The following is a 26,036-nucleotide window of genomic DNA, read 5'->3' on the forward strand; positions in this document are numbered from 1 at the left end:
CGCCCGAGGCCCAAGCTCAGCCGCTTAGCTTAAAGGGAGACCGGCCCCTTCTGCGAGCGCCGGATCGAGTTGGATATCTTCACCTCCGACCGTCGGCGATCTTTCGGTTTTGCGCTTCGGCCCGGAGATTTGCAAGACGAGAGCGGCCGTGGCCAGGCAGAAGGCCCCCGCGGTGAGGAAGGCCGGGCGGTAGTCGCCGACGATCGCCCGGATCGAGCCCGCGCCGAAGGTCGCGACGGCGGCACCGATCTGGTGCGCGGCGACGATCCAGCCGAAGACGATCGCGGCCCGCTGCTTGCCGAAGGCGTCGGCCGTCAGGCGGACCGTCGGCGGGACCGTGGCGATCCAGTCGAGCCCGTAGAAGAGGGCGAACACCGAGAGCCCCCACGAGGAATCGACCAGGCCGAACGGGAGATAGATCAGGGCCAGGCCCCTCAGGGCATAATACCAGCAGAGCAGGGCCCGGTTGTCGTACCGGTCGGAGAGCCAGCCCGAGGCGGTCGTCCCCACCAGGTCGAACAGCCCCATCGCGGCCAGCAAGCCCGCCGCGCGGATCTCGGGGATCCCGGCGTCGAGGCAGGCCGAGATCAGGTGGGTGCCGATCAGGCCGTTGGTGCTCAGGCCGCAGACGAAGAAGCTGCCGGCCAGGAGCCAGAAGTCTCGCGATCGCAGGCCGTCCCGGAGGGCCCCAATCGCGGCCGCGAACGGGTCGACCGCCGGGGCCGAGGCCACCCCTTTGGCCGATTCGTCGCCCTCGTCGGCCCCGAAGGGGAGCAGGCCGACGTCTGACGGTCGATCCCGCATCAGGAAGGCCACGAGCGGCGTGATCATCAGGGCCGCCCCGGCCACCACCAGGGCCGCGGGCCTCCACTTGTAGGACGTGACGATCGCGGCGAGCGCCGGCAGGAAGACCATCTGCCCCGTGGCCGTGCTCGCGGTCAGGACGCCGAGCACGAGGCCTCGCCGCTCGACGAACCAGCGGTTCACCACGGTCGCCCCCAGCACGAGCGCCGTCATGCCCGTCCCCGCGCCGACGACCACGCCCCAGAGCAGGATGAGCTGCCACGAGGCCGTCATCCGGGTCGAGAGCGCCACGCCCAGGCCGACCGTCACCAAAGATCCGATCATCGTCCGCCGAATCCCCACCCGATCCATCAACGCGGCGGCGAACGGGCCGATCAGGCCGTAGAGGATGAGGTTGATCGAGATGGCCAGCGAGATCGTCGCCCGGTTCCAGCCATATTCCTTCTCCCAGGGAACCATCATGACCCCCGGCGTGGCCCTGACCCCGGCCGTCGCCAGCAAGGTCAGGAACGTGAGCCCGGCGACGACCCAGGCATAGTGCAACCGGCCCTCTCGTCTCGGCGAATCCGACATGCAGCCTCTCCCTCGATCGTTGCCCGGCCCCTTGATCTTCGGCTCCCGGTCGGCCAGAATGTTACGGACGGTTCTGTCTCATGTCAATCCGCCAAGGCATTCTGTCGCGGAACGACATGTCGGCACGGCTGTCGAATATCCGAGATGGATTCCGAGAACGGGGGTGGGGTTCGGATGCCGGGCGAGAAGTCGGAGAAGTCGGCGAAGGATCGGGTGCTCGAAGTAGCCGAGGAGCTCTTCTACCGCGAGGGGATCCGCGCCGTGGGGGTCGACACGATCATCGCGCGTTCCGGCGTGGCCAAGATGAGCCTCTACCGCAACTTCCCCTCGAAGGACGAGTTGATCGTCGCCTATTTGAAGGTGCGTACCGAAAGATTCTGGCAATGGTGGGACAGCGTGATGAAGCCGCTGGAGGGCTCCCCTCGCGAGCAGATCCGCGGCCTCTTTGCGGCCCTCCTGGTGAAGGTGAACGCCCCCGGCTTCCGCGGCTGCCCGTTCGTCAACACCGCGACCGAGTTTCCCACCCCCGGCCACCCCGCCCGCGAGGCGGCCCTCGTGCATCACCGCGAGTTGAAAGCCCACCTCACGCGCATCGCCAACGAGCTCGGCGCACCAAGGCCCGAGGCCCTGGCCGATCAGCTCGTCATCATAATCGACGGCGTTTATGCCAGTGCGGGCACCTTCTCCTCGCCCGAGACCGCCACCGCGATCCTCGCCGCGGTCGACGCCCTGGTCGAGGCCCAGGTTCCCTCGCGCTGAATCGAGGGGAGCCTGGGCCTATCGGCACGATCAAGAAGGATCAATGGCCGGCGGTCAGTTCCAGGGAGCCGGGCTTGTCGTGCTCGCCGAGGCGGTCGATCATCGTCGAGCTGGCCTCGTTGAGTCCGATCAGGTCGACTTCGATGCCCTTGCGGCGGAACTTCAATACCACTTTGTCCAAGGCGGAGATGGCCGAGATATCCCAGAAGTGGGCGTGGGTGAACTCGATCTCGACGCGCTCCACTTGCTCGTTGAAGTCGAAGCCCCGGATGAACGCGTGCGAGGACACGAAGAAGAGTTGCCCGTAGACGTGATAGATCCGCTTGCGCCCGCCGTCGACGGATTCGGACCGGACCTGGACGATCCGCTCGACCTTCATGGCGAAGAGGAGGGTGCTCAATAAAACGCCCACCAGCACGCCCTTGGACAGGTCGTGGATGGCCACGACCACGACGACCGTCGAGACCATGACGACGCTCGAGCTCTTCGGGTAGACGATCAGGCTCTTGAGCGACGCCCAGTTGAACGTGCCGATCGAGACCATCGTCATCACGGCCACCAGCGCCGCCATCGGGATCTGCCGCACCCAGCGGCTCAGCACCAGGCTGTACTTTCCGTGAGAATGTATATGTCATGCTGCCAGGCTGAGCAGCCTGGCAGCGACGGCCTGAATCTCCTCCTCGGTGGCCCCCGGGCGTAGAACCGCGCGGATTTCCTCGCCCAGCAGCGCATGACGCCACGCCCGGCGCTTATCCGCGTGGCTCGGGCGACGCGACGGGCTGTCCCACGGCGAGGCCGAGCGGTCTACCAACTCCCCATCCTCCCTCGACCACGCCCACGCCTCGGTCAGGGTGAACGTCCACAGGCAGATGTGGAACGACCCGACGTTCGCACGGATCAACCGCACCTGCTGTTGCCCGGCCCCGACGACCTGCTTGCAGTCGCGGAAGGCGATCTCCAGGCTGAAGCGATCGGCCACCATCCCCAGGATCTCCGCCACGCTCGCCCGCGTGTCGGTGCAGAAGTACGCCCTCCATCCCTTCGGCTCGTCCACCAGGACCACCCGGATCGCGCCCCCGGCCGGCCTCCAGGTCGCCGTGAACGTCTTGTAGCGCTTGACCACATCTTCCCCGTAGAGCTCGAACGTGCCGGTGGACCAGCCACGACGCTGGCCGGCCCGCTTGGCCAGGTCGATCGCATCCGGGCCGTAGGTCGGGGCCGGGCCGCGTCGGCCCGGCGGCTTCGGCCCGGGCAGGGTCCGCAGGGCCGCATCCCTGCGGAGCCGGCTCACGACCGTCATACCCAGGGACTTCGCCGGCTTGAGGAACCCCTCTTGGCATAGGCTCCGTCGGCAACCACCCAGATCGGCAGGCCCAGCAGGTCGAGCCAGGACTGGGCCCATCGGAGCAGCTCGACGGCCATCTGCAGCTTGGTGCGGAACTCGGGCCGGTGCCGGGGGTCGATGGCCGGCAGGTCCGCCTTGCGGACGTAGAGTCGGGACAGCAGGGGCAGGGCCACGACGCCCCTGGCCGGGTGCGTCGCCAGGAGCCCGAGTACGACGAAGACGTGGCCGTAGACGTAGGGGGAGCCGGCCGGGCCGGGGGTGGGGTTGTGATGGACGCCGGCCCCCTGGACGTGCGGGCCGTGCCGCTTCGTCGGGGTGTCATCCAGGGCGAGGACCAGCCGGGTGGACCCCCGGAGCAGCGGCCTGACCGCCGCGATGAGCAGGCGTGCGGCGATGCGATCGGCCTCCTTGCCGGCGGCGGCCGCGGCGGTGTAGCAGGAGCGGAACTCGTCGCCGAGGCCGGCGGCGCGGATCCAGGCGGTGACGGTGCGTCGGCCGCGGGCGAGGACGGCGCCGAGGAGCAGGAGCGCGAGCCTCGGTGCGGTCCGGCGATCGAGGACGTCGGCGAGCCATGCGAACCACTGGCAAGGGGCGGGCGTCGGATGCGAGGATGTCATGGGGGCCGGCTCCGCTCGGGGTGTCAGGCAGTGTGGTAACCGCCATCGTCCCGCCCGGGCCGGCCCCCGTCTACTCGCCACATCTCAACCCTACGCATACTTCAAGTCGCGGAAAGTACAGACCAGGATCAGGAAGAGCAGGAAAATCCCCGCGAAGAAGGTCGAGAGCCGGCCGCGGCCCCCCGACTTCACATTGATGACCGACTGGCCGATCATCGCGCATCCCGCCATGCCGCCGAAGCAGCCGGCGACGACGTTGCCGATCCCCTGGCCGGTGCATTCGCGATTCTTGTCGCTATACGTGTCGATCATGTCATCCACGATCGTCGCCGTCATCATCGACTCGAGCAGGCCGACCACGGCCAGCGTGCACGAGTAGGGGAAGATGATCCTGAGCGTCTCGAAGGTCAGGGGGACCTTCGGCAGCAGGAAGGCCGGGAACTCGGTGGGCAGGGCACCCATGTCGCCGACCGTCCGGAGCGGCATCCCGCTCAGCATGGCCACGATCGTCAGGGCGATGATGCAGACGAGCGCGGAGGGGACCGCCTTGGTGAAACGAGGCAAGATATAAATGATCGCCAGGCCCGCCGCGACCATCGGGTAGACGTGCCACTTCCTCTCGAGGCCCTTCCGCGACCTGACCCCGGGGCAGACCCGGGCGGCCAAGCGGGCGGCCCTGAACATCTCGGCGACGGCCGTCACGTTGCTGGGCGCCGGCGTCGTCTTCGGCTTCCTCTTCTGCCCGCATGAGAAGACCGGCTGGGCCCTTTTCGGCCTCGACACCCGGGAGGTCGGCGGCATCGCCATCCTCGCCTGGAACGTGGCGATGCTCGTCGGCTGCTGGCGAGGCCAGGAGTCGAGCCGGATCGTGACGATCATGCTCCTGGGCGTCGCGGGCAACGTCGCGATCGTCCTGGGATGGCTCGGGGCCTCGGCCGTCGAGCGGCAACTGCACGGGATGCCGGGCAACTACGCCCCGATGAGTGTCGGCTTGATCAGCCAGGTCGCCCTCGCTGCCGCGGCCTTGGCCCCGCCCGGCTGCCTTCGAACCCGGCGAGTCTGACGGCACGCCCGCCTCGGTCCCCGTCCGATGGTCCCCGTGCGGCGGTCCTCAAGAAAGAGGTGGGCTCGTCAACGGCTGCCGCCCGCTCATCCCGGGCGGCAGCCGCTTTACGCAGTCATCGCCTTCCTATCAACTCCACGGATCGCGAGGCTCAATCCTTGCCGAGGTAGGCGATCGTCTCGCGAGGCTGCTGCGGCCGGCGGGGCTGGCGGGGGAGGTCCCAGAACCTCAGGACGGCGTCGTCGGCCCCGGTCACGAGCGTCGTGCCATCGGGCGAAATCCCCATCGACTTCACCCGGCTATGCTGCCCTTCGAGGCGGCAACAAACGTCGATCGTCTCATGCGAGACGTCCCAGAGGGCCAGGGCCCCGTTCAGGTTCGACGAGGCCAACGTCACTCCATCGGGGAGGTACTGGACCGAGGTCACGGCGCCCTGGCCACTCTGCCAGGCGCGGGTCTGGCCAGTGGTCAGGTCGTGGTGCGCGATCCCTCGGGTGCCGCCGACCGCCAGGGATCGGCCGTTAGGCGCGAAGGCGATCGACCAGAGCGGCCCGGCTCCGGCCTGGAACTCGTCCTGCACCTTGCCCGTAACCACGTCCCAGAGGATCGCGCGGCCGTCGAGGCTGACCGAGCCCAGGACATTGCCGGACGGGGCGAAGGCGAGGCCGTCCACCGTCTCGGTGTGCCCTCGCAACTCCTGCACGACCCGGCCGGTGGCGAAGTCCCAGACGCGTACGACGCAGTCGTCGCTCCCGGTAGCAACGTAAGATCCATCGCTCGAGAACGTAACGGAGCGGATCCCACCGATGCAGACGCGAACGGACATCCGGACCTTCATCGTCTTGGTGTCGCGGACCGTGAGCATGCCGTCGAGCCCGCCGCTGGCCAGCACGTGGCCGTCGGGGGCGAACGCGACGGACGTGAATCCGGCCTGCCCCTTCACGACGACCCCCTGTTCCCGGCGCGACTTCACGTCCCAGATCCTGACCGTGCCGTCCCGGCTCGCCGAGGCCGCCGTGCGACCGTCGGAGGAGAAGGCGAGGCCCTCGATCCTCCCGGAATGGATGGCGAGCTCCTTCCGCTCCCCTTGCGGCTTGGGCCTGGAGTCGGCCGTCAGGGTCGCGACCGCGGCGATGCCGACGATCAGGACCGCCACCAGGCAGAGCTCGGGCGAGGGGAGCAGGCGGAAAACGGGCTTGCGATCGGCGAGCCGCGCCTTCGGATCATCCTGGTCATCTCGCCCCGGCGTCGCGACGCTGGGCAGGAGGCGCATCGGGTCAATCTCCCTGGAACCGCGAAGGATGGCCGGCACCGAATGAATTGGGGGGCTTGGACTTCCGGCCAGATGAGGGGGGCGAGGCATTCGTCCTCGAAACGCTCCACCCATGAAGGAACTCGCCAACGGCCCGACGAACCCAGCGCGCGATTTCCGGAAAAGTTCCCAAGACGCGCGGCGGCGGCCACGTGAAAAGACCGAGCCGCTAGCGCAGCACGGCTTTACGAGATGCGGTGCGAATTCTTAGAATGCATGCGCGTTCCCGCAGCACATGAACGGCCGGAGCCGCATCTCAGGTGATGTCCACGTCGCGATCGATCACCCGCTGCATCGACATGCTCAAACGGGGGGACCGCGCAGCGGCCGAGAAGCTCTGGGACGCCTACGTCCAGAGACTCGTCGCGCTAGCCCGGGCCAGGATCGGCGGGGTCGCTCGCAGGGCGGCCGACGAGGAGGACGTCGCCCTCAGCGCCTTCGACAGCTTCTACCGGAGGGCCGAGGGGGGGCAGTTCACCCGCCTCTCGGACCGCGACGACCTCTGGCAGATCCTCGTCCTGATCACCGAGCGTAAGGCGATCGACCTGATGAGGCGCGAAGGCCGCCAATCGCGAGGGGAGGGCAAGGTCCTCAACCTCTCGGAGGTGGAAGGGAACGCCGCCGGCGTCCTCGACCCCGGCCCCACCCCCGAGTTCGCCGCGCAGGTCGTCGACGAATTCCGCAAATTGCTCGACCTCCTGGGCGAAGACTCCCTGCGACGCGTGGCGCTCGCGAAGATGGAAGGCTACACGAACCGGCAGATCGCCGAGCGGCTCGGCTGCATCGAGCAGACGGTCGAGCGCAAGCTCCGGTCGATCCGCCGGATCTGGACCGAGGGGGGCATCTCATGAGCCCGACGGAATCGGCCATCCAGGATCCCGCCACCCCCTCGGCGATCCGATCCCTCGAATCCGCCTGCGACCGCTTCGAGGCCGCCTGGGGCGATGGGCTCCGGCCTTTACTTGAGGATCACCTCGGCCCCCCCGGATCGCCGGGATACGCCGCGCTCCTGCGGGAGCTCCTCGTCCTCGAACTGGCCTACCGCCAACGCGCGGGCGAGCAACCCAACCGCGAGGAGTACCAAGATCGCTTCTCCCGCTCGGAGAAGGCGATCGCCGCGGCCTTCGACGCGATCGAGGGCTCGGCGGGCGGAGACAACCAAGGCTCGCCGGACGACCAGCCCGGGAGCCTGCCGACGATCCCCGGGTACACGCTGCTGGAGGAACTCGGGCGGGGGGGCATGGGGGTCGTCTACAAGGCGAGGCCCGAGCGGCTCAGCCGGCTCGTCGCCTTGAAGATGATCCTGGCCGGCGAATTCGCCGGGGCCGAGGCCGCCGCACGCTTCTACGCCGAGGCCGAGGCCGTCGCACGCTTGCAGCATCCCCAGGTCGTGCAGATCTTCCGGATCGGCGACTACAAGGGGCACCCTTACCTCGAGATGGAGTTCGTCGAGGGGGGGAGCCTGGCCGACCGGCTCGACGGCACCCCCTGGCGCCCGAAGGAGGCGGCCCGCCTGGTGGAGTCATTGGCCCTGGCCGTGCATCACGCCCACCGGCGCCGGATCATCCACCGCGACCTGAAGCCGGCCAACATCCTGCTCACGACCGACGCCACGCCCAAGCTGACCGACTTCGGCCTCGCCAAGAGCCTGGGGACCGACGAGGGGCTGACCCGGACCGACTCGATCATCGGCTCCCCCAGCTACATGGCCCCGGAGCAGACGGGCGGCAACGCGCAGGAGGTCGGCCCCGCCACCGACGTCTACGCACTCGGGGCAATCCTCTATGAGTTGCTGACGGGCTGCCCCCCCTTCCGCGCGGCGACCGTGCTGGAGACCCTGGAGCTGGTGAAGACGACCGAGCCGGCGTCCTTCTCCCGGATCCAGCCCGGCCTGCCGATGGACATCGAGACGATCGCCCTGAAATGCCTCCAGAAGGAGCCGGCCAGGCGCTACGCCAGCGCCGAGGCCCTGGCGGCCGACCTCCGACGCTTCATCGCCGGCGAGCCGGTCCTCGCGCGGCCGATCGGCAGCGTCGAGCGTTGGTTCAAGTGGGCCAGGCGCCGACCCTTGACGGCCGGCCTGGCGGTGTTCAGCGCGATCTCGACGGTGTTGCTGATCGTCGTGCTGGCGATCACCAACGTCATGATCCGCCAGGCGCTCAACAGCGAGCGCCGGGTCAGGGAGGAGCTCGCCCGCACGAACGCCCAGCTCGCCGAGCAGCAGAAGCGGACCGAGAAGGCCCTCGAGAACAAGACCGTCGCGCTCGAGCTGCGCGACTACGACCTCCAGCGCGAGCGTCAGGCGTCGTACTACCGCCGGATCGAGCTGGCCGAGGCCGAGCGTCGGGCGGGGCGGATCAGCCGGGCCGAGCAGATCCTCGACGAGTGCCCGACCGACCTCCGAGGCTGGGAATGGCGCTACCTGAAGAAGCTGCCCCCCGCCACGCCGACCGCCTTCTTCGGCCACACGGGGGAGGTCTGGGACGCGGCGATTAGCCCGGATGGCAAGACCCTCGCCACGGCCGGATTCGACCTCACCGTGAGGGTCTGGGACGTCGCCACCGCCAGGCTCAAGCAGACGCTCGAGGGGCACAAGGCCCGCGTCTATAGCGTCGCCTTCAACAAGGCCGGCGACCGGCTCGTCTCCGCCAGCGCCGACCGCTCGGCGATCGTCTGGGACGTGACAACCGGCGAGCGGATCCACGTCCTCCGCGGGCATACGGATAATGTCCGCTGCGCGGCGTTCAGCCCCGACGACGCCTGGATCGTCTCGGGGAGCTGGGACGGGACGCTCCGCGTCTGGCAGGCGAACTCGGGTCGCCCCGCCGGCGCCATCGAGACGGGCGCAGGCTGGATCACCCGGCTCTCGTTCAGCCCCGATGGCCTCTGGGTCGCCGTGGGCGGGACGTCGGGGCAGGCCGAGGTCTGGGAATACCTCTCCGGCCGGCAGATCCAGACCTTCCACGGCAAGTCCGGCCCGGTCCTCAGCGTGGCGTTCAGCCCCGACGGCTGGCGGATCGCCACGACGAGCAACTCGGCCGGCATCGGCGTCATCAGGGTCTGGGACATCCCCAGCGGACGCGAGACCCTCACCTTCAGGGACGGCGCGGCCCCTTTCGAACGCGTAACGTTCAGCCCCGACGGCCGGCGGCTCGCCACCTCCGGCTGGGACGGCAACGTCAAGCTCTGGGACATCCTCACCGGCCGCGAGATCCTCTGCCTCCGGGGCCACAGCGACCGCGTCTGGGGGATCGCCTTCAGCCCCAACGGCGACTCGATCGTCTCCGCCAGCGCCGACCGCTCGGTCCTGCTCTGGGACGGCGGGCTTCCCCCCAACGCCTCGCCCGCAGAATAGCCCGGCAGGGAGACGAAGAAAGCCGCGGGGCCCTCGATGCGAGAGGCCCGCGGCAACCTTTGCGACGTCAACCGTCCGACCGGGCTCAGTACGAGTCCGACGAAAGGATCTCGCCCTGCTTGATCGAGCCGAGCGCCCAGATGGTCTGGTTGCTGGTGCTGTCCTTGAGGAACTTCACCGAGCCGTCGAGCAGCAGGATATTGGCCCCGCCCGGGTGGAAGCTGCTCAGGCCGAAGACGCCGGGGTTCTCGATCCCGCTGGAGGCGGTGTTGCAGTTGGGATACTTGGCGTTCGGGGGCAACACCACATTCCCCTGAGTATAGCCGATCAGGCCGAAGGCCCAGGCCTCGCCGAGGGTCGGAGTCTTCCCCTGGCGGCCGCCGCCCGATCGCCAGGTCTGCGAGCACTGCTCGAGCCAGGGCTGGAGGCTCGTGGCCAGCGTGCCATTCGGCAGGTTCAGCGTGCCGTTGTTCCTCGCGGTGCCGCTGGGGAACGAGCCGGTGAAGATGACATCCTGGATCGAGTACGTGCCCGCGGAACCGCTGCCGATCTTCCACTCGCCAAAGCCGAGTGTGTTGCTCAGGCCGTCGGTCACCTCGGCAATCCTCGTCACGTGCCCCTTGGTGCCGATGTAGGGGAAGGGGCCGTTGGGTGGGCCGTTCAACTGCTGGGCGGCGAACTCGAGGCTCGAGCCGACCGAGGCGAAGTAGCTGTTCCCCGTCGCCTTGGTGCCCTGCAGAATCGCATCGTTGATCCCCTGGATGTTCCAGCTCGGCGCGGTGCTCGACGGGCAAAGGAACGTGTTGAGTACCGTCGAGGTAACGGTAATGTTCATCGCGTCGCCGACGGGATCATTGAAGATGCTGACCGAGAAGTTGATCGCGTTATACAACGATTGCTGTTCGATGTAATTGAGAATACGAGCATGGGCGCTCGCCCCGTGGTTGTTGTACAGGGTCGAGTTGGGGTTGCCGTTGAGGAAGAAGGCCAGGGCGCCCGGCGGGAAGCAGTCGTTGGTCTGGTAGTAGTTGTGCAGGCCCAGGCCGATCTGCTTCAGGTTGTTGGTGCACTGGATGCGCCTGGCCGCCTCGCGTGCCGCCTGCACGGCGGGCAAGAGCAGGGCGATCAGGACCGCGATGATCGCGATCACCACCAGCAGTTCGATCAGCGTGAAACCCGAACGGCCCCGGGGGCGAGGGGCGCGAACCGGCGAGAGCCGGCCCGGAATTGTAGGCGTGGCCATGCGATACTCCGACGAGGCCGCGTGCCTCCGGTTTCTCCGGTCAGTCACGCGGCAGCGAGAAGAGTCTCAGGTGCCTCTCGTGGTCGAGTCGGCAACATATTCACGGGCACTCCTATGGTGGGGGGGAGTGGGGGGAAACCCTAGGAGGCATTCACTCAGCGAAGCCGATGCTTCTCGATCCGCTCGATCTGGATGACCACGCCATCCCGGATCGTCACGTGCACTTCGCCGTGCCGGATCCCCTTGATGGCCTGCCGGATCTGCTCCAGCTCGAAGTCGCGGGCGGCGGGAGTGGCGGGCGACGCGGCGACCGCCCGCTCGTCGTCCTGGGATGAAAACGTCTTGCTCGACATGGTTTCACATCTCTCTCTGTCTAGCGAGCGTTGGCACCGGCCGACGAATCCCGAGGGCGTTCATCCGCTCCGACGTTTGCTCATCTTCAAAGGTCTGAGTGGTTCAGGCCCATTATTGGCAGCCGCACTAAATCGGTCAAGTATATTGTCGATATTTACGATCAGGTTACTGAACTCAATTCATGGCGGGGCCAGGAATGCGGCGGACCTCCCCGGCGAGGAGCGGTCGCACGCCGAGGAGCCGAGAAAGCCGAAAAGGCCTCGACCAGAGGCCTTACGATGTCGGCTTAAAACCATGGGACTTCGCCGGGCACTCACGCCGATGGGCGTGCCGGGCGAAGTCCCTCGGAGGGGTATTCCTACCGCCGTGGTAGGGATTCGGTCGGGATGGCGTCAGAATGAGTCGGACGAGATGACCTCACCCTGCTTCATCGAGCCGAGGGCCCAGAGTGTCTGCTTGTTGACGCTGTCCTTGAGGAACTTCACCGAGCCGTCGAGCAGGAGGATATTGGCACCGCCCGGGTGGAAGCTGCTCAGGCCGAAGACGCCGACGCTCTGGATCGTCCCACCGCCGTTCGTATTGCAGTTGGGGTAAGGGGCGTTGGGGGGCAGGGTGACGTTCCCCTGCGAGTAACCCATCAGGCCGAAGGCCCAGGCCTCGCCGAGGGTCGGCGTCTTCCCCTGGCGGCCGCCGCCCGATCGCCAGGTCTGGGAGCACTGCTCCAGCCATGCCGGGAAGCTCGCGACGAGGGCGGGGTGGGGGAAGTTCAGCGTGCCGTTGTTGCGGGCCGTCCCGGCGGGGAACGAGCCGACGAAGATGACGTCCTGGATCGAGACGGTGCCAAGCGACCCGGAGCCGATCTTCCACTCGCCGTAAGCGATCGTGTTGCTCAGGCCGTCCGTCACCTCGGCGATCTGCGTCGCGTGCCCCTTGGTGCCGATGTAGGGGAAGGGGCCGTTGGGCGGCCCGCCCGTCTGCTGCGCGGCGAATTCCAGGCTCGAGCCGACCGAGGCGAAGTAGCTGTTCCCCGTCGCCTTGGTGTTCAGCAGGACGGCGTCGGTCCCCTGGATGTTCCAGCTCGGCGCGGTGCTCGACGGGCAGAGGAACGTGTCGATCACCGTCCTGGTGACGGTGATGTTCATCGCGTCGCCGACCTCGTCGTTGAAGATGCTGACCGAGAAGTTCAGCGCGTTGAAGAGGGCCTGTTGCTCCACGTAGTTGAGCATACGAGCATGGGCGCTCGGGCCGTGGTTGTTGTAGAAGGTCGGCGAGTTCGTGTTGCCGTTGAGGAAGTAGGCCAGGGCGCCCGGCGGGAAGCTCTCATTACTCTGGACGTAATTGTGCAGCCCCAGGCCGATCTGCTTGAGGTTGTTGATGCACTTCACGCGCCTGGCGGCCTCGCGGGCCGCCTGCACCGCGGGCAAGAGCAGGGCGATCAACACGGCGATGATCGCGATGACGACGAGCAACTCGATCAGCGTGAATCCCGGGCGTCTCCGGAGCAAGCCTCGATGGCAAGAATCCGAGGCGCGGCCTCCGTCGTTGCGGAGTGCCGGCAGGAAACGAGGACGTACGAGGGCGTGGACCGGCGCGAGCCGGCCTTGGGCGTTGGGCATGGCCATGATTGCCAGACTCCGACGAGCCGCATGCCTCCGGATCGACCGGTCAGCGCGCGGAGGGGGGATTCATCGTGCCTCTCGATCACGAGTCAGCAGCACATGAACAATTCAGAGGGCCCCGGTCGCGGGATTCGATCCTCGACGACCAGGCAAGGCGGGACATCGAATGACGAAAGCCTTGTCGCATCCATGACTTTTCACGGAATGACGCGAAGTCCACACATTATTCCCAGGACCCCCGCCCCGGTCAAGCGGAATAATCACGAACCCGATCAAGTTACTGTAAATTCGAAATTCCTCGAGAAATGAGCGGCGAGTGCGCTGCCCCCGGGGGAGCAAAAGGTCACGCAACAAGCAAATCGGCGTCGACGGCCCTCAGAAGAAGGGCAGCCGACGCCGATCGAATGAGCTCGGGATACGGAGGGTCAGAACCCGTCGCTGGGCCGAATCGTGAGGGTCAATTCCTGGCCGTTGCGGAGGACGTTGATCGAGGTCTCCTTGCCCACGGCGACGCCCGAGGCGGCCGCGTAGGCGTCGGCGATCGAGGTCGTCCAGCGCCCGTCGATGGTGGTCAGGATGTCGCCCGGCTTCAGGCCGGCGGTCGAGGCGGGGGAGTCGGCCAGGACGGAGCGGACGGGGATCCCCCTGGCGTCGACGCCCCCTTCGGCCTCGTCGACGCTGAGGCCCCAGAGCCCGCCGGGGGCGAGCACGCGATGCTTCGCCACGCGAGGGCCGGCCAGGCGGTCGGGCAGGTCCTTCATCAGGTTCCGCACCTTGTTCTCGACCGGCTCGAAGGTCATCGTCCGCGACTGGTAGTCGATCGTCGTCTTGTACCTGGCGAAGAAGGTGTACCCCATGATGCCGTCGAGCCTTCGGCCGAGCATCTGGCCCATCGCCTTCAGGAGCGGGTGGTCGAGCACGATGACCGGCACATCCTTGGCCACGAGGCCGCCGACCTTGATGGTGCCGACCTCGGCCTCCCCGCGCATGGCGAACAGGAACGAGCGCGGGGCGTTCGCCTTGACGACTCCCGAGGTCTCGGCCGCCTTGTTGCTCAGGAGCGTGACCGGCGCTCCGACGTCGAAGATCAAGGAAAACGGCCCCTTGTCATTGATCTTGGCCCGGACGAGCATGTGGTTCGTCGCCAGCATCTCGAACGAGACGATCGACACCTCGGGGCGATCCTCGGCCTTGACCGCGGGCGGGGCTGTAGCCGCGGCGGGGGGCGAGTCGGCCGGGGTCGAGCCGGGGAGCAGGGCGAGCGTCGCCGCCAGCAGGGTCAGACCCATAGCTCGGAGGCGGCGGAGCAGGGTGGTCGAGTTCGCGATCATGTTCAGAAGCCCTCCCCGGCGGTCAGGGATACGTCGACCTTCCCCGAATCGCGGCCGATCACGAGCGGGACGCGGTCGCCGGGCTTGATCTCGGCGACGATCTCACGGGCGACCTTGACGCTCCCGAGTTGCTTGCGCTGGATCTCCAGGAGCCGGTCGCCGGCCTTCACGCCAGCCCTGGCCGCGGGCGAGTCGGCCAGGACGCGAGTGACCCGCACCTCGCCCCCCTTCTCGGCGATTTCGAGGCCGAAGAACCCGCGAGGGTGAAGTTGTTCCTCGGGCTGCTTGCCCACGACCTTCGCGGCGAACTTGGCGAGCGGGCCGAGCATGTTCATCGCCCCCATCTCGGCCGGAGGCGCGTCCCTCTCAGCCCGGTCGGGCACGGGGGGCTCCTTCGGCTCGTAGTCGAGGCGGGTCCAGGTCATCCGGTCCCGGGTCGGGTCCAGCTCGAGCTTGAACCTGGCGAGGATGGTGAAGCCGAGGATGCCGTCGATCGAGGCCCCCGGCAGGCCGAGGGCGTTCATGCCGATGAGCTGGAACGGATCCTCGACCCTCGCCTTGACGTGGTCGAGTCGCGCGCCCCCCTCGAACTCGACGCGATCGACGGGGGTCCAGAAGCTCGTCTTCGACGCGGTCAGGTCGATCTTCTTCGCCGTATCGGTGGAGATGTAGAGCGCGGGCGCGCCGGTGTCGACCAGGAAGTTGAATGGCCCCTTGCCGTTGATGCGGACCCGGACCAGGAAGTGGTTGGTCTCGGTGAGCCGGTAGGGGACCTGATACGACTTGCCGATCGCCCGGTCGCGGGCCTCCTCGGGCGCCGGCGCCAGGGCCGCGAGGGCCAGCACCAATCCGAGCCGCCAGAGCCTTCGATTCATGGGAGCGGACGCCTCCGTTGCCGACTTCTCGAACGGGTTATTTCCTAAGTCTACGTCGGGAAGACCCGCTCGGAAACGGCACCGGACTTTCCTTTTTCGGTTTCGGGCCGCTCAACCAAATGAGTAGGAGGTTTGCGGGGTTGCGCGCGGCGCGGTAACTTCGTGTCTCATTCATGAAGCGTACGAATGCGTGATCGGGTCGCCGGCTGGACGCGTGGATCTCCCTCGAAGGTCTCCGGCTCTTTATTCGCTGGCCAACAACAACCTGTGCGAGCGCCTGCCCCATGTCGACCTCCCCGACGACTGCGCTGGACCGCGCCCGAGCCAAGGCGTATCGCCGGCTCCTGCCGCTCTTATTCTTCTGCTACATGATCGCCTATGTCGATCGGACGAACGTGTCGATCGCCTCGCTGACGATGACGAAGGACTTACCGGGGTTCGACAACGCCGTCTTCGGCTTCGGCGCGGGCATCTTTTTCCTCGGCTATTTCTTGCTGGAAATCCCGGGCACGCTGATCGTCGAGAAGTGGAGCGCCCGGAAGTGGATCAGCCGGATCATGATCTCGTGGGGCTTCATGGCGGCCCTCACGGCGTTCGTGAAGACCCCGATGCACTTCTATGGCGTGCGGTTCCTGCTCGGTTTGGCCGAGGCCGGGTTCTTCCCGGGTGTGATCGTCTACCTGACGCACTGGTTCCCGAGCCGTGACCGGGCGCGGGCCCTGGCTTACTTCTTCGTCGCCACGCCGATCGCGCAGATCGTCAGCCCTAAGCTCTCGAATATCCTGCTCAAGATCGGCGTCGACGGGGCACCTTTGGTGCTCGGCCTCAAGGGATGGCAATGGGTCTACATCGCCTGGGGCATACCCGCGCTCGTCCTTGGGATTTTGGTCCTCTTCCTGCTGACCGACCGGCCGGGGCAGGCGAAGTGGCTCGACCCCGACGAGCGCACGGCCCTCGAGCTCGAGCTCAAGCGGGAGAAGGAGATCCAGCACGGCAGCGGGCACATGGGCGTGCTCGAGGCCTTGCGCCATCCCAAGGTCATCCTGCTCGCCGCGGCCTACTTCTTCATCGTGACGGGCAACTACGGCATCGAGATGTTCCTGCCCAAGATCCTCGAGAACTGGTACAACCTCAAGCTCGACGCCGTGACCTGGCTGGTGATCCTGCCGCCGATCGGCTCGCTGATCGGGCAGATCAGCGTCGGCTGGAACTCCGACCGCACCAAGGAACGTCGACTGCACGCGGTGGTGCCGATCCTGTGCGGGGCCCTCGCCCTGGCCCTGACCCCCTGGAGCCAGGGCAAGCTCGGGGTGACCATCCTGCTCTTCATCGGCGCGATGACGGGCCTGAAGGCCTATTTGCCGGCCTTCTGGTCGCTCCCCAGCCTCTTCCTCACGGAGGCCGCCGCCGCCGGCAGCATCGGCCTGATCAACTCGGTGGGCAACCTCGGAGGCTTCCTCGGCCCGTTCATCCTCGGCAAGGTCCAGACCATGACCGGCTCGTTCCAGGGAGGGATCTACATCCTCAGCACCTCGATGGCCGTCTCGGCGATGATCATCCTGGTGCTCGGGCTCGGCCGGCGTGACACCAAGGAGAAGGTCTCCGACCCGCTGGTCGAACCGCTCGCGGAAGTGCTCTAGCCATAAACATTCACATCAGCATCTTCGCGGGCGGCCTCCGCCGATCGTCCTCCTCGCCGGGGAGATCGGCGGAGGCCGCCCGCCTCGTTTTGCCGGGGCGGTCAGTCGTCCCCTTCGAGCTCAAGGACGCCTTCCTCGATCATCTGGGCGGCCTCTTTTCGCAGTTTCTCTCGGGCCGCCGCGAGTTCGGCGGGGAGGCTGCCGGCCGGGATCTCGTCGAGGATGCGGAGCGCCGCGGTGGGGCGCTGGCAGTTCCGCATCAGGACGAAGGCGAGCTTCAGGCCGATCCTGGCCGAGGCGTCGGGGAACCTCCGGCAGTGGTCGCGCATCGGGCGGACCGAGTCGACCTCGGCCCCCCGGGCGTGGAAGGCCTTGATCAGGGCGAGGAGATCGCGCTGGGGAGGCCACTCCGGCAGCGTCTTCCTCGCCTTGTCGTAGGCTGCGAGCGCCCCGATGAAGTCGCCATCGGCGATGATCGACTGGATGCGCTGGACGGCCGAGGCCCCTCGGGACTCCGATATCACCGCATCATCATCTGATAATTTTTTCTTCGATTTGGATTTGGCCTTCTTCTTCGAGGGGAGCGCCTCGTTCTCCTTCGCCAGGGCGTGCCGCTTGCCTCGGGCCTCCCAGTCGCGCCCGAGCTTCCGATTCTTGGACCAGACCGAGAAGATATCCCACCCTTCGCAGTCGACCAACCTGGCCTTGAGCAGCAAGACGGCGACGACGCTCCCCCAGAGGGCTCCCGAGAGGTGCCCCATCTCCGAGAGCCTCGCCTGGCCGATGACCCCTCCCCAGAAGGCCAGGCCGAGGAGTTGCTCCCCGACGTAGATGAGGGCCACGGTCGTGAAATACGGCTCCCACTGGAAGACCAGGATCCGGAAGCCGACGAACAGGATGATCGTGCAGTTCAGCTCGTTCCTCGGCGCCCAGACCATGCACGTCGCGAGCAGGCCATAGACGATCGCCGATGCCCCCGCCGCATGCCCGTCCAGCCCCGATCTTATCATGATGAGCTGCACGAACAGGCCGTGCAGCGTGCCGATCGCGGCATACATGATCAAGTAAGCGACCGCGCCCAGCTTCCCCTCGACGACGATGCCGAAGGCCCAGAGGAAGAGCATGTTCCCGAGGAGATGACCGATCCCGTAATGCAGGAAGTTGTGCGTGAACCACTGCACGGGGTGGAGCTTGCCGTCGCCGATCGCCAGGGCATAGCGGTCGAAGTTCGACTCAACCACCGCCACGACCTCGTCGTTCTCGTCGAGTTGGGGGATGCTCGAGACCGGCGGGACCACGACGAACACCGCAATATTGATCAGGATCAGCGCGACCGTGGCATACGGCCAGTGATAGATTGGCGCATCGGTCCCCGTCGGAATCACGATCATGGGCGAACTCCCTGCGGACTGCGGCGGAAACCACTCGCGGGCGATTATGCAATGACCCCCCGATCGAAGCAACCTCTCCTGGGCTCATCCACTTCTTGAATCTGCTTGATTGATAAGGCCGGGCATGGGCGACACGTTGGCACCATAATGCCATCATAATTCACATATTATCTTCTCAATCACAGCTGGTTTCTGACGTCACCACCTCGTGCGACGTGCAGGCAGTCGGCGGCATCGCCAAGATGTCGGGGCCCTGTTCGGCGGCGACGACAAGTCCCCCAATCGATCGGGGGCGAGGTCTACGGCGACCGCGCCACGCTGCGGCGCCCCGCCCGGCGACGCCGCATCTCGTCAAAATATCATTGCGTGAGCGCCTTCAGGACCATCCTGGCGACGGCCACGTAGGCGTTCTCCCACTCCCCCCCGCGGAAGAATCGCAGGGGGGCGATGGGGTTGCCGACGAACGGACGCAGGATCCAGCCCATCTGGATGCCGACGAACGAATACAGGAAGAGCCAGACCCGCAAGAGCATGCGGTGCCTCGGGTCGATCGCGACGAGCGGCCGATAGGCGCGGGCGAGCACGACCTGCGCACCGAGGCTCGCGGTGCCGAACATCAAGGCGTTGAAGAGGATCGCCGCCTGATAGTTGGCCGACGAGGCATACCAGAGCATCGTCAACGGCGCGAGGGCCACCAGGATGATCGTCAGCGCGGCCTGCGCCGAGACGATCGCGCGCAGGACCTTCGAGAACTCTCCCCGGACGCCCAGCAGTGTGTTGAGGATGAAGTAGCTCGGCAGGCTCAGGGCGAGCGTGGCGAGCAGGAGCAGGGGGACCTTCACCGCCGAATACGCCATCTGCCCGAGGCGCCCGGCGAACGAGCCCATCACCGCCCCGTAGGCCATGCCGCAGAGCACGACCAGGAGCCAGGGCTGCGAGGCCGCACGGCCCCGCAGGACGTCGTCGACCCTCCGCAAGAGGGCCTTCATGTGAAGAGACTCGCGATGGCCCCCCAGACGGCCTCGAAGAAGTTCGAGTCACGCCCGCGGAACCAGGTGAACGGCCGCGCCGGGTTGCCGATGAAAGGCCGGAGCACCCAGCTCATCTGGGCCCCGACGATCCCGAAGAGGAGCACCCAGCAACGGAAGATCGTCTTCACGTGCCGCCCGAGCACCTTGTCGGTGATCGGCTCGAGCGCCCCCTTCGATCCCGACTCCCCCTCGTGCCCCTTCTCCTCGCCGACGAACTCCGTCGCCTCGGTCTCCGGGTCGGGCACGACCAGGCTCAGCCGGTGGAGCGTGCGGAGCAGGAAGATCAGGCCCAGCACCCCCGAGAGGCCGAACACCACGACGTTGATCAGGATCATGAACGAGTACGTCGTGGTGCTGGCCGAGAAGAACGCGACGATCGGCCCGAGCGAGGCCAGCACCGAGATCATCACCGCCAGCGACGCCACCAGTAGCTTCAACGCCGCGCCGATCTGCAGCCGAGAGCCCACCAGGGCGTTGAACACGTAGAGCGACGGGAAGGTCACCAGCAAGGTCATCACGAAGAGCGCGGGCACTTTCACCGTCGACGCCACGAGTTGCTGGGTCTCGGGGCCCGACTCCTTCAAGAGGGAGAAGCTCCCCATGCAGGCGCCGTAGAACATCGACAGGAGGATGAGCACGAACGTGATGCCCCCCGCCGGGATCTCGATCGTCCCCCGCCGCAACGAGGAGAGCTTCGTGGCCTCCCCGCGCAAGATCCGGTCGAGGTCTCTCCACCATCCCCTCATCGCGCACCTCCATCCTTCCCCGATCGACGGGGTATCTCGCACGAGGCCCGGTCGACGGCGCACCCCCATCGGGGGCGGCCGATCGCGGCGCCTGCTCGTCGAGCACGTGAATTCAAAACTCTCTCAAGCAACGATCCCGCCGAGACGTGATGCGAGATCCATGACAATTGCCACGGACACACCACCCCAAGGCAATGGTCGCCCGACGGATATTAGCTTTGCAGAACAAAGCACTTTATGCAAGAAGGAAAACTTTGCGGATTGGCGAAAGAAGATGAGGCCGCATCCTCGCCGGTCCTTGCGCATGGGGGCTCGCCACGCCGGGGTAGACGTGGGAACATCTCTGGAATTCTTCACGGCGAGGGCATGACGCCAGTGCTGGCGGGCGGCCTCAGTTCATCGACGGGTCGTCGGGGATTTCCTTGAGGCGGAGCATCCTGGAGAGCTGCGAGGCGTTGATGGACTTGACGACGACGTCCCAGAGGTCGCCTTCGCCCTGCCAGAAGACGTGTTCGTAGGTGGCGGGGAGGTAGAGCCACGAGTCGTCCCCGAACTCGCTCTCGAGCTGCCCGGGACCCCAGCCCGCGTAGTTGGCGAGGACGAGCGAGGGCTCGGGGCGGTGATGGATCAGCTCCTGAACCCTGTCGGTCTCGACCGTGTTGTAGACGCCGGTGAGGATCTCCTGGTCGCCAAGGTCCTCGAGCGTATGCAGGACCATCAGGGGGCCGGGGACGGGCCCGCCCAGGCTCACCGGCTTCTCCCAGGTGAAGGGGGCCTCGAAAATGCGCTCGGCGATCTCGGTGACCGTCGTCTCGGTCGGCCGGTTCAGGATCAGGCCCGCCGCACCTTCCTCGGTGTGGTCGAGCATGAGGAGCACGGTCCGCGCGAAGATCGGGGCGACCAACGACGGCGAAGCAACCAGGAGGTGGCCTTTCAGGGATTGCATGATCGGTCGACGGTCCCGCGCGGTTCGGAGATCAGAGGGCGCGGACGATGTCCGCGATCCCAGACGTACCCCAGTATAACCGAGCCGGGGCCGTCGGCAGTAGACCCGCGATCGCGATCCGGGCGACGGCCTCCCGAACCGAGAGGCCTGTCGCACTTATTCCATAAAGATGCGTATTCTCAAAACCGCTGTCACAGGCATGACGATCACCACGACCTGGCTGAGACTTCGACGCGGGGCGTCACGCGATAGAGGGCGAACGCGCGGTCGTCGACCCGAGAGGCGCGGGCGCGGAGCTTCGGGCCTCGCAAGATCGTGTCGACGTGCCCGAGTTGCAGGAGCGACGGGATGTCCCGATCGCGGCCGATGACCGCGAATGAAGCCCCTCCGCGCACGGGGGGTTGCTCCAGCAGGGCGTCGACGCCGATCCGCCACGAGGCCGGGCGATCGAGGTAATACAGCCGCACGGCCAGGTCATGCGGCACGGGGCCGAACGGCGTGGGATACGGCTTCCGGTCCCAGTCGTCGTAGAGCAAGGTCAGCGACTCGGTCTCGTGCAGGGCGTCCCCGGCGGTCTCATAGAAGGCCCACTCCTGGCCGCGATGGTCGAAGCGGGGGGCGATGAACCCGAAGCCGAGCCCGCAGCCCAGCGCCAGGGTGCCGAAGCCGAACCGGGCGAGCCGCTCGATCCTCGGCGCGGGCCAGCCTCTGGCGAGGAGCCTGGAGCCGATCCGGACCAGGCTCAGCGCCGCCCAGACCGACCACGGCGGTAGCGCATAGATCGCGTAATGCCCGTTCTTCACCGTCGCCAGCGACAGCAAGACGATCGGCCCGACCGCCCAGGCCCAGAGCAGGCGGTCGCCCCCCCGGGGTTGATCCAGCGCACGCTTCCAAGAACGCCAGGCCCCGATCAACGCCAGCGGCGTCCAGGGCAAGACCTGCCAGAGCAGGGCGGGGCCGTACTGCCACCAGGGGCCCCCCGCGAAGTGCTCCGGCCGCGCCGCGACCCTATCGGTGACGTGCAGACTCCAGAGGCTCAACGCGTTCGGATGCCGCAAAAGGACGAGCAGTGGCCAGGCCAGCGCAATCCCGGCCGACAGGAGCCAACCCCGGATGAATCGCAAGTCGCGGAGCCCTTCCCGGTCGCGGTCCCAGGCCAGGACGAGCGCGACGGCCGCGAGCACAAGCGCCGCCCCGAAGCCGATCCCCTTGGCGAGCGAGGTGAACCCGATTCCCGCGAAGAAGGCCCAGCGCCAGAGTTTCCGGCTCGCCTCGTCAACCTCGTCGCGCATGCGATCGAAGGCGAGGACCGTCCACGTAATCAGGCAGGCCAGGAGCATGTCGGCCTCGGCCAGCCGACCCCGGATCATGGTCCAGGTGGTCGTCGCCTGCACCAGGCCGGCGAGCAGCCCGACGGTGGATCCGAACCGATACGCGGCGAGGATCGCGACCCCCAGGGCGACCGCAACCCCCGCGAGGGCCGACGGAAATCGCGCCTGCCATTCCGCACTCGAGCCGGTGACCCGATCGGTGAGGGCGACGAGCCAGACGGCCAGCGGCGGCTTCTCGAGCCAGGGCCTGCCGCCCATCGTCGGCACCAGGACGTCGCCACTCGCCACCATCTCCCGCGCCGCCTGGGCCACGAACGCCTCGTGATACGTCAAGCGGCCCGCTCGACCGAGTCCAATCCCGAGCGTCAAGGCCGCCAGCCCCGCCACCATCGCCAAGCGCGCCATCCCCAAATGGGTTCCGGGCACGGTCGAATCCTCCCTGTAATCCCAGCTCATCCGCGGCCGCCTTGCCGTGGTCGACTCCTCGTCGGCGCGAATCCTAGTCCATCTCCCGAAAAAAGACGACGCGAACTCTCGCCGTCAGGGGCAGGTGGAGGACGACGCAGACTACCCAGATCCCCCGGAGGGCTCACACATTCACACGGATGCACCTAGGCCCCGCTCTCACTGAATCTCATCCCCGAGATTCGGGTTCTGGGCATGGCGGAGGTGGGGGGGCAGGGCCGTGCCGGCGGGCGTGATGAGTTCGGCGTAGACCTTGCCGTCGATGGTGTTGCTGATGAATCGGGTCGCGCCGTCGCAGAAGACGAAGTTGCTCCCGCCGGGATGGCCGCTGTTGGCGAACGGGAAGGAGCCCTCGCCGAGCGGCCCGCGACTGCCGGCACGCTTGCGGGCTTCCAGGCCATCCGCCCGCGACCAGCCGGCGCCGGTCTCCCCCCGTGCGGTCGGTTTAAGTTGTCCGCCGAGGCAGTCGGTGGCGGAGTTCGGCGTGCGGCAGACGTCGTCGGAGGCGAAGAACATGCAGAAGTTCGGCAGCGGGCACGCCCAGTTGGTGGCAATGCCCGCCGAGTCGGGCGTCCCCGGCGAGTACCCGACCCGCATGTTCTCGCCGATCAGGATCGTCGTCGAGGTCCCGTCGACGATATCCGTCGGCCTCGTCTTGATATCCCAGGGCTGATCCCCCGTCTGCGTCCCCAGAAACATCACGCCGAGCTTCTTGCCGATCTCCTGGTTCTCCTGCCAGGTCCCCCCTGGGCCCGCCCAGCGAAGCACCTCGCCCGCCCCCGCCTTCTCGCGGGGACTGTTCCCCGACCAGGCCACCGGGTACGCCGGCCAGCGCGAGAAGCCGCCGTTGACGACGTAGCTGAGATTACCCTGACTACTCTCGCAAGTAGAGTCATCGGGACAACGCAGTATTCCTATCGCTGTCGAAGAAACATTGGCATTGGACAGTTCCTCTGTCATCTCCTCTTCAACGCAAACCACCTTTATTTTGTATGTGTTTTTATTTGAATAGTAGGTCTCATTATTCCAAGTATCATAAAGACATTGCACGTCCACATATGGCAAGATACTGACAACCCATGACCGGAAGAGAGTTTTCTCGATGGAAGCCCCTTTACCTTGCTTCTCGAGCATCATCGCTTGATAGATGTTCGACTTCGTGGGATCTCCCTGATGGACCAGCGGGTCATCATAGATCGTCCCGGCGTTGGGGAACCATTGCTTGGAATTGGAGAACCCCGTCAGCCCGAGGCCGATCTGCCTCATGTTGTTCTGGCATTGGGTCCGTCGCGCCGCCTCTCGTGCACCACCGCAAACCCCGGTGACCAGGGAGAACAAGACCGCGATGACGGCCACGGCGACGAGGAGATCCCTCAGCTTGATGCCACCATTCGAATGGCTCATCTCGACCCTCCTCCAACTGTGACTGTCGCGACCTTCGGCGCATTTCGGGGCGAACGCAGGAATCGAGGCCCCTACTTTTGACGACTGTCGTCGACCTTCGGTTCCATACTGTTCTTCGAAATGCAAAGGGCGGGCACCCGACAAAAACCGGAGGCCCGCCCTCGATTCATGCTCAGTGACCGATCAGCGGCTGCCGGGGCGGATGGCCTCGACCAGGGGCGGGGCGGACTTGGGGGCCTCGGCGCGGAAGTCCTCGCCGAGGAGGGCGGCGACGGTTCCGGCGACCTGGCTCTGGGTGATGAGGGCGGCGTCGGAACGCTCGCCGAGGGCGGGGGTATCGGGGCCGAGGACGGCGAGCCAGATCGCCTCGGAGCCATCGATCTTGGCGCCGTGGCTGCGCCAGCCTTGCGGCGGATCGCCGCGGCCGTGGTCTGTGGTGAAGATGACGGTGGTCGTGCCCTTGTATTTGGGGTTCGCCTGGAGCTCATCCCAGAGGATCTTGAGGTTCCCGTCGGCGTTGTGGGCGGCGTGCAGGTAGTGGTCGTAGTGGCCCTCGTGGGCGTGCTCGTCGGTGTCGCCCAGGCCGATGTACATGACCGACGGCGACTCATGCTTCAGGTGCTCGAGGGCCACCTGGAAGGTGAAGGCGTCGTTGCGGCAGCCTTCCCAGGTCTGCGGCGTCTGGGCCATCATGCGGTTGAGCACGAGTTCACCCTCCGAGAGGTTCTTGCGCTCGATGGGGACCCAGCCGGCGTTGATGTAGAGGCCGCTCCGCTCCCGGTTGAAGATGAACGGGTAGACATCCCACGACCCGATCACCGCGACTTTGCCCTTATAAGCGGGCAATTTGTTCAGCCACTCGAAGACGTTGACGTTGGGGTTGGGGACCTTGTTGTTGCTGTCGATGCGGTCGTCGGCGGAGCCGGTGAAGAGCTCGTTGTAGCCGGGGTAGGAGAAGTTCTTGCCGTTGGTGACGCGGGCCGGGCTCTTCTTGTCGTTGTTGCCGTAGATCTGCCCCTGGCGGGCGACGACCGTCCACAGGAAGGGCATGAGCGCCTCGCGGCGGGCCTCGGCGTTATCGCGCCAGAACTCGCGGCGGAGTTCGTCGACCCGGGCCACGCCGCCGTCCTTCTTGTTCAGCAGGGACTCTTCGGCCCCGCGGAAGACCTCCTGCCAGCGCAGGCCGTCGGCCGTGACGACCACGACATTCCTGGTGGCCAGGGCCGGCGCCTTCGGCTCGTCACCGCGAGCAAGCGGAGAATTCGTGTGGGAACCGGCCAGCAAAAGCAGGAGGAAGCAAGCTCGACGCAGCAACGTCATGACAACCTTTCTGTTCAACGCGGAGGGTTCTCGAGGGGGAAGGGCACGTCGTCGCGGATCGTCCTTGCGGGAGACCACGCGGTACGGCGTGTCGCGACGCCATCGTCGCTCATCGACAGGATTTCGGTGTGATTTTATGAGAAACGATTCGTGAATTTCGCGCCGAGACTTGACGGTCGGCCGGGCCTTTCGCTCTAATTTTGGCTTCCCGACGGGTGCTCCACGCCCACGATCCGGCGAGGGAGAGAATAGGGAAGACGGTGAGAATCCGTCGCGGGGCCGCCGCTGTCATCGGCGAGGCCCCCGGGCCGATTGTGCCACTGCCAGGTATGGCGGGAAGGCCGCCCGGGTGCCGTTACGAGCCGAAAGCCAGAAGACCTGCCCGTCGAGGTGCTGTTCCGATGCTTCGGCCGCAAGCATTTGGGCGCGCCGCTCGCGATTCGCCGGCGACGGGCCTGGTGCCCGAGGGCCAGAGCCCACCCTCACGCCCGACCCGGCACGAAAGTTCGCGT

The 26,036-nt window shown here is 66.6% G+C and carries 19 protein-coding genes, 3 pseudogenes and 1 riboswitch; of the genes and pseudogenes, 5 read left to right on the forward strand and 17 right to left on the reverse strand.

The genetic code is table 11. From position 1 onward, the window contains the following. Positions 1–24: 24 nt before the first annotated feature. Entirely contained in the window at positions 25–1,377 is a 1,353-nt protein-coding gene (locus tag ACOYYX_RS00610; protein ID WP_422928000.1) for an MFS transporter, read from the reverse strand. Between the two features lie 144 nt (positions 1,378–1,521). Here ACOYYX_RS00610 and ACOYYX_RS00615 point away from each other — a divergent pair, with 144 nt between their 5' ends. Further along, the gene (locus ACOYYX_RS00615) at positions 1,522–2,136 is read left to right on the forward strand and encodes a TetR/AcrR family transcriptional regulator (protein WP_422928001.1); all 615 of its coding nucleotides are present in this window, start codon (positions 1,522–1,524) and stop codon (positions 2,134–2,136) included. A gap of 40 nt (positions 2,137–2,176) precedes the next feature. On the opposite strand, the pseudogene ACOYYX_RS00620 reads toward ACOYYX_RS00615, so the two are convergent. The 3 pseudogenes from ACOYYX_RS00620 to ACOYYX_RS00630 all read right to left on the reverse strand — a co-directional run. Beyond that, positions 2,177–2,734, reverse strand: a pseudogene (locus tag ACOYYX_RS00620) (STAS domain-containing protein); the annotation flags it as partial. A 33-nt stretch (positions 2,735–2,767) separates the two neighbouring features. Further along, positions 2,768–4,098: pseudogene (locus ACOYYX_RS00625) on the reverse strand (IS701 family transposase). A 120-nt stretch (positions 4,099–4,218) separates the two neighbouring features. Further along, positions 4,219–4,710, reverse strand: a pseudogene (locus ACOYYX_RS00630) (SulP family inorganic anion transporter); the annotation flags it as partial. Between the two features lie 91 nt (positions 4,711–4,801). On the opposite strand from ACOYYX_RS00630, the gene ACOYYX_RS00635 reads away from it, so the two are divergent. Next, positions 4,802–5,161, forward strand: a complete 360-nt coding sequence (locus ACOYYX_RS00635; protein ID WP_422928002.1) for a hypothetical protein — start codon at positions 4,802–4,804, stop codon at positions 5,159–5,161. 151 nt (positions 5,162–5,312) lie between these two features. On the opposite strand, the gene ACOYYX_RS00640 is transcribed toward ACOYYX_RS00635, so the two are convergent. Beyond that, positions 5,313–6,434: a WD40 repeat domain-containing protein gene (locus ACOYYX_RS00640; protein ID WP_422928003.1), complete on the reverse strand. Its 1,122-nt coding sequence runs from the start codon at positions 6,432–6,434 to the stop codon at positions 5,313–5,315. Positions 6,435–6,736: 302 nt separating this feature from the next. On the opposite strand from ACOYYX_RS00640, the gene ACOYYX_RS00645 reads away from it, so the two are divergent. Both ACOYYX_RS00645 and ACOYYX_RS00650 read left to right on the forward strand, forming a co-directional pair. Continuing rightward, positions 6,737–7,324 (forward strand): ECF-type sigma factor, encoded by a 588-nt coding sequence (locus ACOYYX_RS00645; RefSeq protein ID WP_422928004.1) that lies wholly within the window; start codon positions 6,737–6,739, stop codon positions 7,322–7,324. Next, complete coding sequence (locus ACOYYX_RS00650) at positions 7,321–9,828, forward strand: WD40 repeat domain-containing serine/threonine protein kinase (protein WP_422928005.1); 2,508 nt, start codon at positions 7,321–7,323, stop codon at positions 9,826–9,828. Before ACOYYX_RS00645 ends, ACOYYX_RS00650 begins: the two co-directional genes overlap by 4 nt. 85 nt (positions 9,829–9,913) lie before the next feature. On the opposite strand, the gene ACOYYX_RS00655 is transcribed toward ACOYYX_RS00650, so the two are convergent. The 5 genes from ACOYYX_RS00655 to ACOYYX_RS00675 form a co-directional block, all read right to left on the reverse strand. After that, complete coding sequence (locus tag ACOYYX_RS00655) at positions 9,914–11,071, reverse strand: DUF1559 domain-containing protein (protein ID WP_422928006.1); 1,158 nt, start codon at positions 11,069–11,071, stop codon at positions 9,914–9,916. Between the two features lie 155 nt (positions 11,072–11,226). Then, positions 11,227–11,424 carry a YezD family protein gene (locus ACOYYX_RS00660; RefSeq protein WP_422928007.1) on the reverse strand — a complete coding sequence of 66 codons (198 nt, stop codon included), beginning with the start codon at positions 11,422–11,424 and terminating at the stop codon, positions 11,227–11,229. Positions 11,425–11,817: 393 nt separating this feature from the next. Beyond that, positions 11,818–13,047: a DUF1559 domain-containing protein gene (locus ACOYYX_RS00665; RefSeq protein WP_422928008.1), complete on the reverse strand. Its 1,230-nt coding sequence runs from the start codon at positions 13,045–13,047 to the stop codon at positions 11,818–11,820. Between the two features lie 422 nt (positions 13,048–13,469). After that, complete coding sequence (locus tag ACOYYX_RS00670; RefSeq protein WP_422928009.1) at positions 13,470–14,375, reverse strand: PDZ domain-containing protein; 906 nt, start codon at positions 14,373–14,375, stop codon at positions 13,470–13,472. Positions 14,376–14,377: 2 nt separating this feature from the next. Then, positions 14,378–15,250: an aspartyl protease family protein gene (locus ACOYYX_RS00675; protein WP_422928010.1), complete on the reverse strand. Its 873-nt coding sequence runs from the start codon at positions 15,248–15,250 to the stop codon at positions 14,378–14,380. Positions 15,251–15,534: 284 nt separating this feature from the next. Here ACOYYX_RS00675 and ACOYYX_RS00680 point away from each other — a divergent pair, with 284 nt between their 5' ends. Beyond that, the gene (locus ACOYYX_RS00680; RefSeq protein WP_422928011.1) at positions 15,535–16,890 is read left to right on the forward strand and encodes an MFS transporter; all 1,356 of its coding nucleotides are present in this window, start codon (positions 15,535–15,537) and stop codon (positions 16,888–16,890) included. Between the two features lie 101 nt (positions 16,891–16,991). Here the strand turns inward: ACOYYX_RS00680 and ACOYYX_RS00685 are convergent, their stop codons facing one another. The 7 genes from ACOYYX_RS00685 to ACOYYX_RS00715 form a co-directional block, all read right to left on the reverse strand. Then, the gene (locus ACOYYX_RS00685; protein ID WP_422928012.1) at positions 16,992–18,281 is read right to left on the reverse strand and encodes a rhomboid family intramembrane serine protease; all 1,290 of its coding nucleotides are present in this window, start codon (positions 18,279–18,281) and stop codon (positions 16,992–16,994) included. A 359-nt stretch (positions 18,282–18,640) separates the two neighbouring features. Continuing rightward, entirely contained in the window at positions 18,641–19,270 is a 630-nt protein-coding gene (locus tag ACOYYX_RS00690; RefSeq protein ID WP_422928013.1) for a hypothetical protein, read from the reverse strand. Then, positions 19,267–20,058, reverse strand: coding sequence for a hypothetical protein (locus ACOYYX_RS00695; RefSeq protein ID WP_422928014.1), 792 nt, complete (start codon positions 20,056–20,058; stop codon positions 19,267–19,269). The genes ACOYYX_RS00690 and ACOYYX_RS00695 overlap by 4 nt, the downstream gene beginning before the upstream one ends. A 391-nt stretch (positions 20,059–20,449) precedes the next feature. After that, complete coding sequence (locus ACOYYX_RS00700) at positions 20,450–21,004, reverse strand: YqgE/AlgH family protein (protein ID WP_422928015.1); 555 nt, start codon at positions 21,002–21,004, stop codon at positions 20,450–20,452. 206 nt (positions 21,005–21,210) lie between these two features. Next, complete coding sequence (locus tag ACOYYX_RS00705; RefSeq protein WP_422928016.1) at positions 21,211–22,740, reverse strand: ArnT family glycosyltransferase; 1,530 nt, start codon at positions 22,738–22,740, stop codon at positions 21,211–21,213. A gap of 219 nt (positions 22,741–22,959) precedes the next feature. Next, a complete protein-coding gene (locus ACOYYX_RS00710) occupies positions 22,960–24,204 on the reverse strand; it encodes a DUF1559 domain-containing protein (RefSeq protein ID WP_422928017.1) in 1,245 nt (414 codons plus the stop codon). 183 nt (positions 24,205–24,387) lie between these two features. Further along, positions 24,388–25,524, reverse strand: a complete 1,137-nt coding sequence (locus ACOYYX_RS00715; protein WP_422928018.1) for an AP protein — start codon at positions 25,522–25,524, stop codon at positions 24,388–24,390. Positions 25,525–25,720: 196 nt separating this feature from the next. Then, a riboswitch (cobalamin riboswitch) is annotated at positions 25,721–25,924 on the forward strand. Positions 25,925–26,036: the final 112 nt, after the last annotated feature.

It is taken from the genome of Singulisphaera chitinilytica (assembly GCF_049331405.1).
In the GTDB taxonomy this organism is placed as follows: domain Bacteria; phylum Planctomycetota; class Planctomycetia; order Isosphaerales; family Isosphaeraceae; genus PoT.